The organism is Streptomyces sp. NPDC006140, from assembly GCF_040628815.1.
Taxonomy (GTDB): Bacteria; Actinomycetota; Actinomycetes; order Streptomycetales; family Streptomycetaceae; genus Streptomyces.
In genome coordinates this window covers 204,086-219,429 of sequence record NZ_JBEXTS010000008.1, presented here as the reverse complement: position 1 = coordinate 219,429, position 15,344 = coordinate 204,086, and the positions used below count along the sequence as shown (strand labels likewise).

Genomic DNA, 15,344 nt, shown 5'->3' with positions numbered 1-15,344 from the left:
ACTGTAGGGCGAGTCACCGGCCGCACGGGTACGCCTTACAGGGGTGTGACGTACGCCCCCGCGATGCCGCCGTCCACCAGGAAGTCGGTGGCGTTGACGAAGGAGGAGTCGTCGCTGGCGAGGAAGGCGACGGCGGCGGCGATCTCCTCGGCCTCGGCGAAGCGGCCCAGCGGGATGTGCACCAGGCGGCGCGCGGCCCGCTCGGGGTCCTTGGCGAACAGCTCCTGCAGCAGCGGGGTGTTGACCGGCCCGGGGCACAGGGCGTTGACGCGGATGCCCTCGCGGGCGAACTGCACGCCCAGTTCCCGGGACATGGCGAGGACGCCGCCCTTGGAGGCGGTGTAGGAGATCTGCGAGGTGGCCGCGCCCATCCTGGCCACGAAGGAGGCCGTGTTGATGATCGAGCCCTTGCCCTGGCGCCGCATGTAGGGGATGGCGGCCTTGCAGCACAGGTAGACGGAGGTGAGGTTGACCTCCTGGACGCGCTTCCAGGCCTCCAGGCCGGTCTCCAGGATGGAGTCGTCGTCGGGCGGGGAGATGCCGGCGTTGTTGAAGGCGATGTCGACGCTGCCGTAGGTGTCGTAGGCGGTCCTGAAGAGGGCCTCGACCTCCTCGGGGTCGGTGACGTCGACCTTCACGAAGGTGCCGCCGGTCTCTTCTGCTGCGGCCTTGCCGCGGGTCTCGTCGACGTCGCCGCAGACGACGTGGGCCCCCTCGGAGGCGAGGCGGCGGGCGGCGGCGAGTCCGATGCCGCTGCCGGCTCCGGTGACGACGGCGGTACGGCCGACCAGGCGGCGGCAGATGCTTTCCTGAGCGGTCACTGTGCGGGGCCCTCCGTGCTGATGAAGACGTTCTTGGTTTCGGTGAAGGCGGCCAGGGCGTCGGGGCCGAGTTCGCGGCCGACGCCGGACTGCTTGTAGCCGCCGAACGGGGTCCAGTAGCGGACGCTGGCGTGGGAGTTGACGGACAGGTTGCCGGCGCGGACGGCCCGGGAGACGCGCAGGGCGCGGCCGACGTCCCGGGTCCAGATGGAGCCGGAGAGGCCGTAGGGGGTGTCGTTGGCGAGGCGGATCGCGTCCTCCTCGTCGGTGAAGGGCAGGAGGACGGCGACCGGGCCGAAGATCTCCTCGCAGGCCGCGGGCGAGTCGGGGCTCTCCTCGGTGAGGACGGTCGGCGGGAACCAGAAGCCGGGTCCCTCGGGGGCGCTGCCGCGCAGGGCCGGGGCGTCGTCGGGCACGAAGCTCCGGACGCGGTCCAGTTGCTGCCGGGAGATCAGCGGGCCCATCTGGGTCTTCTCGTCGGCCGGGTCGCCCACCACCACGGCGGACAGGGCGTCGGCGAGCAGGTCGCGGACCTCGTCGTAGACGGACTCCTGGACGAGGACGCGGGTGCGGGCGCAGCAGTCCTGGCCGGAGTTGTCGAGGAAGGAGAAGGGGTCGACGGCGGTCTTGAGGTCGGCGTCGGCGAAGACGATGTTGGGGCTCTTGCCGCCGAGTTCGAGGGTGACCGGCTTGACCTGCTCGGCGCCGAGCGCGGCGACGCGCGTGCCGGTGCGGGTGGAGCCGGTGAAGACGATCTTGGCTACTCCGGGGTGCCGGACGAGCGCGTCGCCGGTGATGTCGCCGCGTCCGGGCAGGACCTGGAAGAGGTGCTCGGGGAGACCGGCCTCCAGAGCGAGTTCCGCGAGGCGCAGGGCGGTGAGCGGGGTGGTCTCGGCGGGCTTGAGGATGACCGCGTTGCCCGCCGCGAGGGCCGGGGCGGTGCCCCAGGCGGCGATCGGCATCGGGAAGTTCCAGGGGGCGATCACGCCGACCACGCCGAGCGGTTCGAGGATGGTCACGTCCAGGCCGCCGGGCACGGGGATCTGCCGGCCGGTGAGCCGCTCCACTCCCCCGGCCGCGTAGTCCAGCAGGTCGCGGACGTTGCCGGCCTCCCAGCGGGCGTTGCCGATCAGGTGGCCGGCCTCGCGGACCTCCAGGCGGGCCAGTTCCTCCAGGTGCTGGTCGACGGTGGCGGCGAAGCGGCGCAGCAGCCGGGCGCGGTCCGCGGGGGCAAGAGCGGCCCAGATCCGCTGTGCCCTGGCGGCGTGGGTGACGGCCGCGTCGACGTCGGCCGGGCTCGCGCCGGCGACGGCGGCGACGACCTCCTCGGTGGCGGGGTTCAGTACGTCCAGAAGGTGCTCGGAAGACAACGGGGGCCTCACAGACGTTCGAAGGAGCGGCGCAGCTCCCAGTCGGTCACCGCGGCGTCGAAGGCGTCCAGTTCGACGCGCGCCATGTTGCGGTAGTGCGCGACGACCTCGTCCCCGAAGGCCGCCTTGGCGATGGCGCTGTGCTCCCAGAGTTCGGCGGCCTCGCGCAGGGTGGTCGGGACGTGGTCGAAGTCGGCGGTGTAGGCGTTTCCGGGGCAGGGCTCGGGCAGTTCCAGCTTCTGCTCGATGCCGTGCAGTCCGGCCGCGACCAGTCCGGCGACGGCGAGGTAGGGGTTGACGTCGCCGCCGGGCAGGCGGTTCTCGAAGCGCATCGAGCGGCCGTGGCCGACCACGCGCAGCGCGCAGGTGCGGTTGTCGTGGCCCCAGGCGACGGCGGTCGGGGCGAAGGAGCCGGGCTGGAACCGCTTGTAGGAGTTGATGTTGGGGGCGTAGAGCAGGGAGAACTCGCGCAGGGCGGCGAGCTGGCCGGCGAGGAAGTGCCGCATGACGTCGGACATGCCGCCGTGGTCGTCGGAGGATCCGGCCATGGCGTTGTTGCCGTCCGCGTCGGCGAGTGAGAGGTGGATGTGGCAGGAGTTGCCCTCGCGCTCGTTGTACTTGGCCATGAAGGTGATCGACATGCCCTCCTGGGCGGCGATCTCCTTGGCGCCGGTCTTGTAGACGCTGTGCTGGTCGCAGGTGACCAGGGCCTCGTCGTAGCGGAAGGCGATCTCGTGCTGGCCGGGGTTGCACTCGCCCTTGGCGGACTCGACGGTGAGGCCGGCCGCCGCCATCTCGTTGCGGATGCGGCGCAGCAGGGGCTCGATGCGGCCGGTGCCGAGGACCGAGTAGTCGATGTTGTACTGGTTGGCCGGGGTCAGGCCTCTGTAGCCCGCGTCCCAGGCCTGTTCGTAGGTGTCCTTGAAGACGATGAACTCCAGCTCCGTGCCGACCTGGGCGGTGTAGCCGAGTTCGGCCAGGCGCTCCAGCTGGCGGCGCAGGATCTGGCGCGGGGCGGCGACGACCGGGGAGCCGTCGTTCCAGGCGAGGTCGGCGTGGAGCATGGCCGTGCCCTCGTTCCAGGGGACGCGGCGCAGGGTGGTCAGGTCCGGGTGCATGGCGAAGTCGCCGTAGCCGCGGTCCCAGGAGGACATGGCGTAGCCGTCGACGGTGTTCATCTCGGTGTCGACGGCGAGCAGGTAGTTGCAGCCCTCGGTGCCGTGCCGGAGCACTTCGTCGAGGAAGAAGCGTGCGGCGAACCGCTTGCCCTGGAGCCGCCCTTGCATGTCGGGGAAGGCCAGGACGACAGTGTCGATCTCACCGCCGGCGACGAGGGCGTGCAGCTCCTCGACGCTCAGCGGGGGTGTGCGGTCTGCCACGGGAGAGCCTCCTTCGGCTACTTTCGGCGAGCCGGGAGCCATAAGGTATTGCGGAGAACCATTGCTTGGGAAGGGGGTACGGCCACATGCCGGAGAGAGCGGGCGGCGAGGTGCGGGACCGGCTGGCGCCGGTGCTGCGGCCGGTACGCGCGGGCAACGGCTTCGAGGAGGCCCTGGAGCAGATCCTCCAGATCCTGCGGCTGGGCCTGGTGGCGGGGGGCGAGCGGCTGCCGGCGGAGCGGGAGCTGGCGGAGCGGCTGGGCATCAGCCGGGTGACGCTGCGCGAGGTGCTGAAGGTGCTCCAGGACCAGGGGCTCGTCGAGTCGCGGCGCGGCCGCTACGGCGGGACGTTCGTGCTGCCGCGCACGGACGCCGGCGGCGAGGACGAACTGCGGCGGCGGGTCGCCGAGACCGACATAGAGGACGTGCTGCGCTTCCGGGAGGTACTGGAGGTCGGCGCGGCCGGGCTGTGCGCGGCGCACGGACTGGACGGGGAGCGGGCGGACCGGCTCCGCGAGGCGTTGGCGCGCACGCACGACGCGCCGCTCACCGAGTACCGCCGCCTGGACACGCTGCTGCACCTGACGCTCGCCGAGCTGTCCGGCTCCCCCACCCTCACGGCCCAGTACGCGGCCGTCCGCGCGACCGTCAACGACCTGCTCGACTGCATCCCGCTGCTCGTGCGCAACCTGGAGCACTCCCAGCAGCAGCACACCGCCCTGGTGGAGGCCGTGATCGAGGGCGACGCCGACCAGGCGCGGGAGATCATGCGCGAGCACTGCGGGGGCACGGCGGCACTGCTGCGGGGCTTCCTCGGCTGAACCGGGACGGTGAGCCGGGACGGGTCCCGGCGGGCCGAGGATTTACTGGCGATTAACGCACGGGTCTTGCCTTCCCCCGGTCGGCACCGCAAAGGTATGGCTCCATTCCATTGAGTCGTGCCCCGCTCGACCCCGTGACCGTCGCCGCCCGTGGGGAGAATGCCCATGTCCCAGGAACCGACCAGTACACCCGCCCCGGAGGGCGACGACTACCTGGAGCGCAGAGCGCTCCGCCGCGGCAGCGCCGGCTGGGTGCTGCTGACCGGCCTCGGCGTCGCCTACGTCGTCTCCGGTGACTACTCGGGCTGGAACTTCGGCCTGGCCGAGGGCGGCTTCGGAGGCCTGGCCATCGCCATGGTCCTCATGGGCGCGATGTACGCGTGCATGGTCTTCGCCCTCGCCGAGCTGTCCTCGATCCTGCCGACCGCGGGCGGCGGCTACGGCTTCGCCCGCCGGGCGCTCGGCCCCTGGGGCGGCTTCCTGACCGGTACGGCGATCCTCATCGAGTACGTCCTCGCGCCCGCCGCGATCGTCATCTTCATCGGCGACTACGTCGAGTCGCTGGGCCTGTTCGGCCTGGAGTCCGGCTGGCCGATGTACCTGGTCTGCTTCGCGATCTTCCTCGGCATCCATCTGTGGGGCGTGGGCGAGGCGCTGCGGTTCAGTTTCGTCGTCACCGGCATCGCGGTGGCCGCCCTGGTCGTGTTCGCGCTGGCCGCGCTGCCGGACTTCTCCTTCGCCGCGCTGGACGACATCCCGGTCGACGCCTCGGCCGCCGGGTCGAACTCCTGGCTGCCGTTCGGGCTGCTCGGCATCTGGGCGGCGTTCCCCTTCGGCATGTGGTTCTTCCTGGGCGTCGAGGGCGTGCCGCTGGCCGCCGAGGAGACGCGGGACCCGGCCCGTACGCTGCCCAAGGCGATCCGCTGGTCGATGGGCATCCTGGTGGTGCTGGCGGTGGTGACGTTCGTCGCGGCGGCGGGGGCGCGCGGCTCGGCCGCGATCCAGGAGGCGGGCAACCCGCTGGTCGAGGCGCTCCAGCCGGACGGCGAGGCCACGACCCTGAGCCGGATCGTGAACTACGCGGGCCTGGCCGGCCTGGTGGCGTCGTTCTTCTCCCTGATCTACGCGGGCTCGCGCCAGCTGTTCGCCCTGTCCCGCGCGGGTTACCTGCCCCGCTTCCTGTCCCTCACCAGCCGCCGCAAGGCGCCGTACCTGGGCCTGCTGGTGCCCGGCACGATCGGCTTCCTGCTGGCGGCGGTGTCGGGCGACGGCGCGCGCATGCTCAACATCGCCGTCTTCGGCGCGACCATCTCCTACGCGCTGATGTCGCTGTCCCACATCGTGCTGCGCCGCCGCGAGCCGGAGCTGCCGCGGCCGTACCGGACGCCGGGCGGGGTGCTGACCTCCTCGGTCGCCCTGGTGCTGGCCTGTGCGGCGCTGGTGGCGACGTTCCTGGTGGACGTGACGGCGGCGCTCATCGCGCTCGCGGTGTACGTGGTGGCCGTCGGGTACTTCGGTCTGTACAGCCGCAAGCGGCTGGTGGCGAAGGCGCCGGAGGAGGAGTTCGCGGCACTGGCGGCGGCCGAGGCAGAGTTGGCACGGGACTGAACGTCGACCGGGAGGGAGTCGCTGTGGCCAGGCCGTTGATCGGGGTCAGCACGTATCTGGAGGCCGGTGCCCGCTGGGGCGTGTGGGAGCTGGAGGCCGCCCTGCTGCCGGTCGGCTATCCCCGGCTGGTGCAGCGGGCGGGCGGCCTGGCCGCGATGCTGCCGCCGGACGCACCGGAGCGGGCCGTCGAGACCGTGGCCCGGCTGGACGCACTGGTCATCGCGGGCGGGCCCGATGTGGATCCGGTCCGCTACGGCGCCGAGCGCGAGCCCCGGACGGGGCCCCCGGCGCCGGAGCGGGACGCGTGGGAGCTGGCGCTGATCGACGCGGCGCTGGCGGCGGGTGTGCCGCTGCTGGGGATCTGCCGGGGCATGCAGCTGCTGAACGTCGCGCTGGGCGGCACGCTCGTGCAGCACCTCGACGGGCACGCGGAGGTCGTGGGCGTGTTCGGCGGGCACCCCGTCAAGCCGGTGCCGGGCACGCGGTACGCCGCGATCGTGCCGGAGGAGACGTCGGTGCCGACGTACCACCACCAGGCCGTCGACCGACTCGGCGAGGGCCTGCTCCCGTCGGCGTACGCGGCGGACGGCACGGTGGAGGCCCTGGAACTGCCGTCCGGCCAGGGCTGGGTGCTGGGCGTGCAGTGGCATCCGGAGATGGGCGAGGACGTACGGGTGATGCGCGCACTGGTGGAGGCGGCGGCAGCCGGCTGAACACCAGGGGGCTCCGCCCCCTGGACCCCGGCGCCACCCAGCCCGTCCGGCGTTTGGGCGGGGGCGAGAAACTCACCCCCGCGTCAACGCCAGTAGATCCCTGGCCGGACCGGTAGGCCGATGGCCCGTAGGCCACACCGCCCTCAGATCACGGGCCAGGGCCACCCCGTCCACCGGCACCCGCACCAACCGCCGCATCGCCAGCTCCTCCCCCACCGCCAGTTCGCTCAGCACCGCCGGCCCCGCCCCGCTCACCGCCGCCGCCTTCACCGCCGTCGTCGAGGACAGCTCGATGAGCGGCCGGGCCAGACCCCCCAGCGCCGCGTCCAGCACCTGGCGCGTCCCGGACCCCTTCTCCCGCAGGATCAGCGGTGTCGAGGCCAGTTCCTCCGCCGCCACCGGCCGCCGTCGGCGCCCCCATGCGTGCCCCGGCGCCGTCACCACTATCAGCCGGTCATGGGCGATGACCACCGAGTCCAGCCCGGTCGGCACCGTCAGCCCCTCCACGAAGCCCAGATCCGCCTCGTCCGACAGCAGCCGTTCCGCCACCACCGTGGAGTTGCCCGCGTGCAGGGACACCGCCGTGTCGGGCCGCTGCGCCCGCAGCGCGAGCAGCCAGCCCGGCAGCAGGTATTCCGCGATGGTCATGCTCGCCGCGACCCGCAGCCGGGAGTCCCGCCGGTCGCGCAGCGCCTGCGCCCCCACGTCGAACGCCTCCGCCGCCTCGACGATCCGCCGCGCCCAGTCCGTCACCAGCGCGCCGGCGTCCGTGAGCCGTGACCCCCGCGGCGAACGGTCGACCAGCGCCACGCCGAGCTGCCGCTCCATCGACCGGATCCGGCTGCTGGCCGCGGGCTGGGTGATGCCCAGCTCCCGCGCCGCCCCGCCGAGACTGCCGAGCCGCGCCACCGCCAGCAGCAGCTGCAGGGCACCGAGGTCGGGGACCCGGTGCGCCAGGGACCCGGCGACCGCCGGGCCGCCGCCCTGCTCATCCGTGTTGCTCATAAACCCAGCTTATGTCGCCATAGAGGCAAACTCCCTGGTGGTGCGCCTTCCCCGGCCCCACCGTAGGAGTCATGGTCACCGCAGCCCGGCCCCTCGCGTACCCCGTCTCCGTCCGCCGTCTCGGACCCAACTGGTACGCCCCCGTCATGGGCACCGCGGTCGTCGCCACCGCAGGAGCCGCCCTCCCGCCGCACGTCCCGGGGCTGCGCGGCGTGCTCGCCGGTGTCTGGGGGCTGTCCTTCGCCCTGCTCCTGACCGTGCTCGGCGCCCGTTGCGCGCACTGGGCCCGCCACCGCGACCAGGCCCGCGCCCACCTCCTCGATCCGGCGACGGCACCCTTCTACGGCTGTCTCGCCATGGCCCTGCTCGCCGTGGGCGGCGGCGCCCTCACCGTCGGCCGGGACGTGACCGGCGCGCGGGCCGGGGTCGTGCTCGGTGCCGTGCTGTTCGTCGCCGGTACGGTTCTCGGACTGGCCGCCGCCGTGGCCGTTCCGTATCTGATGGCCGTACGCCACCGGGTCGAGCCGGGGCAGGCGACACCCGTGTGGCTGCTGCCGCTGGTCGCGCCCATGGTGTCGGCCGCCGTCGGACCGTCCCTGGTGCCACAGCTGCCTCCCGGTCAGCCCCGCGAGACACTGCTCCTGGTCTGCTTCGCGCTGTTCGGGCTGAGTCTGCTCGCGACCCTGCTCATGCTGCCCCTGGTCTTCGCCCGGCTGCTCACCGGCGGGCCGTTGCCGCTCGCCCTCACCCCGACGCTGTTCCTGGTGCTGGGGCCGCTCGGCCAGTCCACCACCGCCGTCGGCGCCTTCGCGGACGTCGCCCCCGGGGTCGTACCGGAGCCGTACAGCCAGGGCTTCGGCGCCCTGGCCGTGCTCTACGGCGTGCCCGTCATGGGGTTCGCGCTGCTGTGGTTCTGCCTGGCCACCGCCCATGTGTGGCGCGCCCGGCGGCACGGGATGCGGTTCGCCATGACCTGGTGGTCGTTCACCTTCCCGGTCGGCACCTGCGTCACGGGCGCCGAGGCGCTCGGCCGGCACACCGGGCTGGTGGCCTACACCGGCCCCGCGGTGGCCCTGTACGCCGTGCTCGTCGTGGCGTGGGGCGCCGCCGCCGGGGGCACCCTGCGCGGGCTGGTCAGGGGCGAGCTGCTCGCAGGGCCCGGCCCAGTACCCGTGGTGCCTCGGCCAGCGACGGCCCGTACCACGTCAGGTGCCGTCCGCTGACGAGTGCGCAGGGCAGCCCGGGGAACGCCTCGGGGCCGTCCTCGGCGGTGAAGCGGTACGGCTCGTCCGGGAGGACCACCACATCGGGGGCGCCGGCCCGGAGTTCCTCCAGCGGCACGCGGGGATAGCGCTCGGGGTGCCGGGCGTACACGTGGTCGACACCGAGGCGGGCCAGGACGTCGCCCGCGAAGGTGTCGCGGCCCAGGACCATCCACGGGCGGCGCCAGACCGGCACGACCGCCGTCAGCCGGGCGGCCGGCCGGGGCAGGGACGACCAGGTGTCCTCGGCCTCGTCCAGCCAGCGCGGGCGGGCCGCCACCCCGCAGGCGTCCAGGACCCGGGCCAGTTCCCGGAAGGCCTGGGGCACCTCGCGGACCTCCGTGACCAGGACCTCGACGCCCGCCGCGCGCAGGGCCGCCAGGTCGGGTTCGCGGTTCTCCTCCTCGTTCGCGATCACCAGGTCGGGGGCGAGGGAGAGGATCCGGCCGGTGTCCGGGTTCTTCGTGCCGCCGACGCGTACGGCGTCCAGACCCGGCGGGTGCGTGCACCAGTCGGTGACGCCGACCAGCGTGCCGGGCGCCGAGCGGGCCACGGCCTCCGTCAACGAGGGGACGAGGGAGACGACCCTCACCGGCGTGGCCGGTCCCGGACCGCCTCGATGTGCTCCGCCACGGCGACCACGATCACCCGGGTGTCGGACTCCGCCGCCCGCCAGCGGTGCCGCACACCGCCGGTGAGGTACAGCGTGTCGCCCCGGCCGAGGCGGTAGGCGCGGCCCTCCGCCTCGATCTCCACCGCGCCGTCGGCGACGTACATCAACTGGTCGTTGCGGTACTGGAATTCACGGCCCGCGTCATGGTCGCCGGTGAACTCGGAGGCGTGCATCTGGTGGTGGCCGCGCACCAGGGAGCGGGCCCGGGGCCGGGGCAGCGGCTCGCTGTCGTCGGCGCGGACGACGTCCACGCTGCACGCCGGGTCGGCGGCGGCGAGGAGTTCCACGGCGGTGGTGCGCAGGGCGTCGGCGACCTTCTCCAGGGAGCTGCGGCTGGGCCGCGCCCGGTCGTTCTCGACCTGGCTCAGGAACGGGACCGACAGGCCGCTGCGCTCGGCCACGACGGCGAGCGTGAGGTCCAGCGCGCGGCGCCGCCGGCGCACGGCCGCGCCCACCCGCAGGGGCTGCTCTTTGTGGTCGCCCATCGCTCCGGCTCCCTCCTTCGCCCGTCGATCCGCTCCCTGCGCGCCGGTGTCCCGACGCACTCCTTCTGTTGAGTTGTCTGCACCCTACGCATGTTCGGCAAACCGTTTCATGCGCCCGTCACATCGACGTCATACGAGGTGACGCGGGACCTCACAGTTCGCGCCAGGGGATCCGCCGCCCAGCGGGACGGGCGGGAATTCCCCCCGTGGAAGGAACAGGGAGGGAGCGGGGGTTCGGGGGGTGGCGTAGCGCTCTGTGGTTGTCCGGATCCCGCTCGTGGGAACGGGGTGCGGGGCGGGACGCGGCGTGTCGCGCGTCCCACCCCGGAACCCTACTGCGGAGTCATCCGGTTCACCATGTCCGGATGCTCCTTGAGCCACGCGGCGACGGCCTCCTCCTCATGGCCCTGGCCGCGGTCCTTGATCTCGCTCTCCAGGGAGCCGAGCTCGTCCTCGCTCATCCTGAAGTTCTTGATCCACTTCGTGAGCTGCGGGTACTGCTCGGGGAACTTCTCGTTGGAGATGGTGCGGATCGTGTTGCCCTCGCCGAAGGCCTTCTTGGGGTCCTTCAGCTTGGTCAGCCGGTAGTCGCTGTACGCCCAGTGCGGCGACCAGAGGGTGACGGCGATCGGCTCCTTCTTGGCGTAGGCGCGCTTCAGCTCGGCCAGCATCGCGGGCGTGGAGCCGTCGACGACCTCGTACTCCTTGTCGAGGCCGTAGGCGGGCAGGACCTTGTTCTTCGCCAGGTCCATCTCGCCGGTGCCCGGCTCGATGCCGATGATCTTCCCCTTGAAGGTGCCGGCCTTGCCCTTGAGGTCCGCCAGGGAGTCGACGCCCTTCACGTAGGACGGTACGGCGATCTCCAGGGAGGTCGGTTCGTACCAGGTGCCGAGGTCCTTGAGGCGGTCCTTGTTCTTGTCCCAGTAGTTCTTCTGGGCGTAGGGCAGCCAGGCGTCGAAGTTCAGGTCGAGGTCGCCCGAGGCCAGGCCCGTGTAGACGGGGCCGACGTCCATCTGCTTGAGGTTCAGCCGGTAGCCGCGCCGCTCCAGGACGTTCTTCCACAGGTAGGTGACGGCGATGTCCTCGTCCCAGGGGAACCACGCCACGTCCAGGGGCCGCTTGGCCTCGGCGGGCGTGCTGCCCCCGGCGTTCTTCACCGGTGCCATCTTGTCGGCGAAGCCGGGGTGCTGCTTCAGCCAGGCGCGCACGGCCTCCTGCTGCTTGCCCTTGCCCGCCTTGTTGATCTCCGCTTCGAGGCTGGTGAGCTCCTTCTCGCTCATCTTGAAGTTCCTCAGCCACTGGGCGACCGTGGGGTCGTCCTGCGCGAAGCCCTTGCGGGACAGGCTGTGCACGCCGTCGCCCTCGCCCCAGGCGCCCTTGGGGTCCTTGAGCTTCTTGAGGTCGTAGTCGTTGTACGCCCAGTGCGGCGACCAGAGCGTGACGACGATCGGCTTCTTCTGTGCGTAGGCGCGCTTCAGCTCGGCCAGCATGGCGGGCGTGGAGCTGTCGACGACCTTGTACTCCTTGTCCAGGCCGTACTCCTTGAGGACCTTGCTCTTCAGCAGGGCCATCTCGCCGGCACTGGACTCGATGCCGGTGATCTTGCCGCCGAACTCGGAGGCCTTGCCCTTGAGGTCGGCCAGGGAGTCGATGCCCTTCATGTAGGAGGGCACGCTCAGCTCCAGGGACGTCTTGTCGTACCAGGCTCCGAGGTCGTCGAGCTGCTTGCCGTACTTCTTCCAGTACTGGGCGTGGGTCGTGGGCAGCCAGGCGTCGGTCTGGAAGTCGACGTCTCCCTGGGCGAGTGAGGTGTACAGCGGGCCCGCGTCGAACTGTTTGGCCTCGACCCGGTAGCCGCGCTGCTCCAGGACCTCCTTCCAGAGGAAGGTGGAGGCGACGCCCTCGTCCCAGGGGATGTAGCCGATGCTGATCTTCTTGCCCTGGCCGACGTCCTTGCCGCCGGCCGCGGCGGTGGCGCCGGTGCCGCTCCCGCCGAGGACGCCCATGCCGCCCGCGGCGAGCGCCAGGACGACGACGCCGATCACGGCGACGACGGGGCGGGGCCGGTACGACCAGATCTTCAGCCCCTGGGCGGCGCGCAGCTTGGCGGCGGCGCGGCGGCCGAGCGGGGAGACCTGGGTGCCGAGCGCGCTGGTCATGCGGTCGAGGTAGATCGCGAGGATCACGATGGCCACGCCGGCCTCGGAGCCGAGGCCCACGTTGAGCTGGCCGATGGCCTCGTTGACGTCGCCGCCGAGGCCGCCGGTGCCGACCATGCCGGCGATCGCTGCCATGGACAGGCCGAGCATGATGACCTGGTTGACGCCGGCCATGACGGTGGGCAGGGCGAGGGGGAGCTGGACGCGCAGCAGGGTGTTGCGGGGCGTGGTGCCGAACGCGTCGGCGGCCTCGACCAGTTCCTTGTCGACCTGCCGGATGCCCAGCTCGGTCATCCGCACGCCCGGGGCGAGCGCGAAGATCAGGGTGGCGACGATGCCCGCGGGGGCGCCGGTGCCGAAGAACAGGATCGCCGGGATGAGGTAGATCATCGCGGGCAGCGTCTGCATGAAGTCCAGGACGGGCCGGACCAGTGAGCTGACGCGGTCGGAGCGGGCCGCCCAGATGCCCACGGGCAGGGCGATCACCAGGGCGATGACGGTCGCCACGAGGACGAGCGCCAGGGTGATCATCGCGTTCTCCCACAGGTCGAGGGAGTCGATGAACGCGAACCCGGCGAAGGCGAGGACACCGGCGAGGGTGCCGCGCAGCCAGAAGGCGATCACGGCGAAGATGCCCGCGAGGAGCAGCGGTTCGGGGGCCTGGAGGACGGCGTTGATGCCGTCGTAGAGGCCGAGGAAGACGGTCTTGCAGAAGTCGAACAGCCACGCCATGTGGGTGGTGAGCCAGTCGACCGCGTCGTTGACCCAGCTGCCGAGCTGAATCCTAGGCACGGGCGATCACCTTCTCTCCGCCCTTGTCGCGCGGGGAGTCGCAGGGCCGCGGGACGGCGTCCCGCTCGTCGCCGAGGAAGCCGATCAGGCGCTGCCGGGGGACGATGCCGAGTTGCTTGTTGTCCTGGTCGACGACCGAGACCGGGTGGGAGAGCCGGGCGCTGATCGCGCACAGCTCGGTGAACGGGGTGTCCGGGGTGGCGGTCTCGCAGTGGCAGCCGGGGTCGTCGGCGGTGACCGAGGTGTCCATCAGCTCGCCCGCGGTCAGGACGCGGGAGCGGTCGACGTCCTGGGTGAAGGAGGCGACGTAGTCGCTCTCCGGGCGCAGCAGGATGTCCTGCGCGGTGCCGTTCTGGACGATGCGGCCGTCGCGCATGACGGCGATGCGGTCGCCCAGGCGCATAGCCTCGTTCAGGTCGTGGGTGATGAAGACGATCGTCTTCTTCAGCTTCTGCTGGAGCTCCAGCAGCTGGTCCTGCATGTCTCGGCGGATCAGCGGGTCCAGGGCGCTGAAGGACTCGTCCATCAGCAGCAGGTCGGCGTCGGTGGCGAGCGCGCGGGCGAGTCCGACGCGCTGCTGCATGCCGCCGGACAGCTCGTCGGGCCAGGACTTCTCCCAGCCGGCCAGGCCGCACAGGGCGAGCGCCTCGTCGGCGCGGCGTGCGCGCTCGGCGCGGGGCACGCCCTGCACTTCCAGACCGTAGGCGGCGTTCTCGCGCACGCTGCGGTGCGGGAAGAGCGCGAAGTGCTGGAACACCATGCTGATCTTCCGGGAGCGGACCTGGCGCAGCTCGCGGTCGGTCAGGGTGGTCAGGTCCTGGCCGTCGAAGCGGACATGTCCGGCGGTCGGTTCGAGAAGACCGTTCAGCATGCGCAACAGCGTGGACTTGCCGGAGCCGGACAGGCCCATGACGACGAAGATCTGGCCGGGCTCCACGGTGAAGGAGGCGTCGATCACGGCGGCGGTCGTGCCCTCGGCGCGCAGTTCCTCCCGGCCGGCTCCGTTCCTGAGCCGCTCGACCGCCTGGTCCGGTCTCCTGCCGAACACTTTGTACAGGCTCTCTGCCTCAAGGGTTGCTGACACGTGCACCTCTGTTTCCACGACGACGAAAACGCGGCGAGGCCGGGGCGCAAAACAGTTGAAATGCGCAACCGACCTCGCTCCGGGGCGGCGCCTACCCCGTGGCCGAAAACCAAACCCGGACGTGGGGCGCTTCACACAGAACGCGCACACCGCAACGCGTTGCGCGGCACGGCCGGCTGTCAGTGCCGTACGGCATGATGCGTGGCGTGACCGGACGACTGATGCTCCTCGACACCGCCTCCCTGTACTTCCGCGCCTACTTCGGCGTCCCCGACTCGGTCAGGGCGCCGGACGGCACACCGGTGAACGCCGTGCGCGGCCTGCTCGACTTCATCGACCGCCTGGTCAAGGACCACCGGCCCGACGAGCTCGTGGCGTGCATGGACGCCGACTGGCGTCCGCACTGGCGCGTGGAGCTGATCCCCTCGTACAAGGCGCACCGCGTCGCCGAGGAGCACGCCGCCGGGCCGGACGAGGAGGAGGTGCCCGACACGCTGTCGCCGCAGGTGCCGGTCATCGAGGCGGTGCTGGACGCGCTGGGCATCGCCCGCGTGGGCGTCGCGGGCTACGAGGCGGACGACGTCATCGGCACGTTCACGGCGCGCGCGAAGGGCCCGGTCGACATCGTCACGGGCGACCGCGACCTCTACCAGCTGGTGGACGACGCGCGCGGGGTGCGCGTGCTGTACCCGCTGAAGGGCGTGGGCACGCTGCAGCACACCGATGAGGCGGTGCTGCGTGAGAAGTATGGGGTCGACGGGAGCGGGTACGCGGATCTGGCCCTGCTGCGCGGCGACCCCAGCGACGGCCTGCCGGGCGTGCCGGGCATCGGCGAGAAGACGGCCGCCAAGCTGCTGGCCGAGTTCGGGGACCTGGCCGGGATCCTGGCGGCGGTCGAGGACCGGCGGTCGAAGCTGACGCCCACGCAGCGCAGGCGGCTGGACGAGGCGCGCCCGTACCTCGCGGTCGCGCCGAAGGTGGTCCGGGTCGCGGACGACGTACCGCTGCCGGACGTCGCCACGGCGCTCCCGAAGGCACCTCGTGACCCGGCGGCCCTGGAGGCGCTGGCGGCCCGCTGGGGTCTGGGCGGGTCACTGGAGCGTCTGCTGGCGACGCTGGCGGTGTGATGCGCCGGTAAGAGAGCGACGTGTCCTTCGCATACGAGAGGTGGG

13 protein-coding genes are annotated in these 15,344 nt (G+C 71.9%); 5 read left to right on the top strand and 8 right to left on the bottom strand.

Translation table 11 applies throughout. From position 1 onward, the window contains the following. Positions 1-35: 35 nt before the first annotated feature. From ABZ386_RS22090 to ABZ386_RS22080, 3 genes are read right to left on the bottom strand one after another with little or no spacing between them, the layout of a single operon-like run. Positions 36-821, bottom strand: coding sequence for a 3-oxoacyl-ACP reductase (locus ABZ386_RS22090; protein WP_351342668.1), 786 nt, complete (start codon positions 819-821; stop codon positions 36-38). Next, entirely contained in the window at positions 818-2,191 is a 1,374-nt protein-coding gene (locus ABZ386_RS22085; RefSeq protein ID WP_351342670.1) for an aldehyde dehydrogenase family protein, read from the bottom strand. Before ABZ386_RS22085 ends, ABZ386_RS22090 begins: the two co-directional genes overlap by 4 nt. Positions 2,192-2,199: 8 nt before the next feature. Then, entirely contained in the window at positions 2,200-3,570 is a 1,371-nt protein-coding gene (locus ABZ386_RS22080) for a glutamine synthetase family protein (RefSeq protein ID WP_356502234.1), read from the bottom strand. An 86-nt stretch (positions 3,571-3,656) separates the two neighbouring features. Here ABZ386_RS22080 and ABZ386_RS22075 point away from each other — a divergent pair, with 86 nt between their 5' ends. The 3 genes from ABZ386_RS22075 to ABZ386_RS22065 all read left to right on the top strand — a co-directional run bounded on the left by ABZ386_RS22075 (position 3,657) and on the right by ABZ386_RS22065 (position 6,712). After that, positions 3,657-4,391, top strand: a complete 735-nt coding sequence (locus ABZ386_RS22075) for an FCD domain-containing protein (protein ID WP_351342674.1) — start codon at positions 3,657-3,659, stop codon at positions 4,389-4,391. A gap of 165 nt (positions 4,392-4,556) precedes the next feature. Continuing rightward, the gene (eat, locus tag ABZ386_RS22070; RefSeq protein ID WP_351342676.1) at positions 4,557-5,999 is read left to right on the top strand and encodes an ethanolamine permease; all 1,443 of its coding nucleotides are present in this window, start codon (positions 4,557-4,559) and stop codon (positions 5,997-5,999) included. A 23-nt stretch (positions 6,000-6,022) separates the two neighbouring features. Then, complete coding sequence (locus ABZ386_RS22065; RefSeq protein WP_358965612.1) at positions 6,023-6,712, top strand: gamma-glutamyl-gamma-aminobutyrate hydrolase family protein; 690 nt, start codon at positions 6,023-6,025, stop codon at positions 6,710-6,712. Between the two features lie 72 nt (positions 6,713-6,784). Here ABZ386_RS22065 and ABZ386_RS22060 read toward each other — a convergent pair whose 3' ends face one another. Next, the gene (locus ABZ386_RS22060; RefSeq protein WP_355713235.1) at positions 6,785-7,717 is read right to left on the bottom strand and encodes a LysR family transcriptional regulator; all 933 of its coding nucleotides are present in this window, start codon (positions 7,715-7,717) and stop codon (positions 6,785-6,787) included. Positions 7,718-7,788: 71 nt separating this feature from the next. On the opposite strand from ABZ386_RS22060, the gene ABZ386_RS22055 reads away from it, so the two are divergent. Next, positions 7,789-8,940, top strand: coding sequence for a TDT family transporter (locus ABZ386_RS22055; protein WP_355713232.1), 1,152 nt, complete (start codon positions 7,789-7,791; stop codon positions 8,938-8,940). On the opposite strand, the gene ABZ386_RS22050 is transcribed toward ABZ386_RS22055, so the two are convergent. From ABZ386_RS22050 to ABZ386_RS22035, 4 genes are all read right to left on the bottom strand, one after another. Beyond that, entirely contained in the window at positions 8,852-9,571 is a 720-nt protein-coding gene (locus ABZ386_RS22050; RefSeq protein WP_358965610.1) for a helical backbone metal receptor, read from the bottom strand. The two genes, ABZ386_RS22055 and ABZ386_RS22050, sit on opposite strands and share 89 nt — an antisense overlap. Continuing rightward, on the bottom strand, positions 9,568-10,137 hold the full coding sequence (locus ABZ386_RS22045) for an XRE family transcriptional regulator (RefSeq protein ID WP_356525038.1): 570 nt from the start codon (positions 10,135-10,137) through the stop codon (positions 9,568-9,570). Before ABZ386_RS22045 ends, ABZ386_RS22050 begins: the two co-directional genes overlap by 4 nt. 332 nt (positions 10,138-10,469) lie before the next feature. Beyond that, the gene (locus ABZ386_RS22040; protein WP_358965608.1) at positions 10,470-13,088 is read right to left on the bottom strand and encodes an ABC transporter permease/substrate binding protein; all 2,619 of its coding nucleotides are present in this window, start codon (positions 13,086-13,088) and stop codon (positions 10,470-10,472) included. Next, positions 13,081-14,172, bottom strand: a complete 1,092-nt coding sequence (locus ABZ386_RS22035; RefSeq protein ID WP_351342689.1) for a glycine betaine/L-proline ABC transporter ATP-binding protein — start codon at positions 14,170-14,172, stop codon at positions 13,081-13,083. Before ABZ386_RS22035 ends, ABZ386_RS22040 begins: the two co-directional genes overlap by 8 nt. 197 nt (positions 14,173-14,369) lie before the next feature. Between ABZ386_RS22035 and ABZ386_RS22030 the strand changes: the two genes are divergently transcribed. Beyond that, the gene (locus ABZ386_RS22030) at positions 14,370-15,299 is read left to right on the top strand and encodes a 5'-3' exonuclease (protein ID WP_356617504.1); all 930 of its coding nucleotides are present in this window, start codon (positions 14,370-14,372) and stop codon (positions 15,297-15,299) included. The last annotated feature ends 45 nt before the right edge of the window (positions 15,300-15,344 follow it).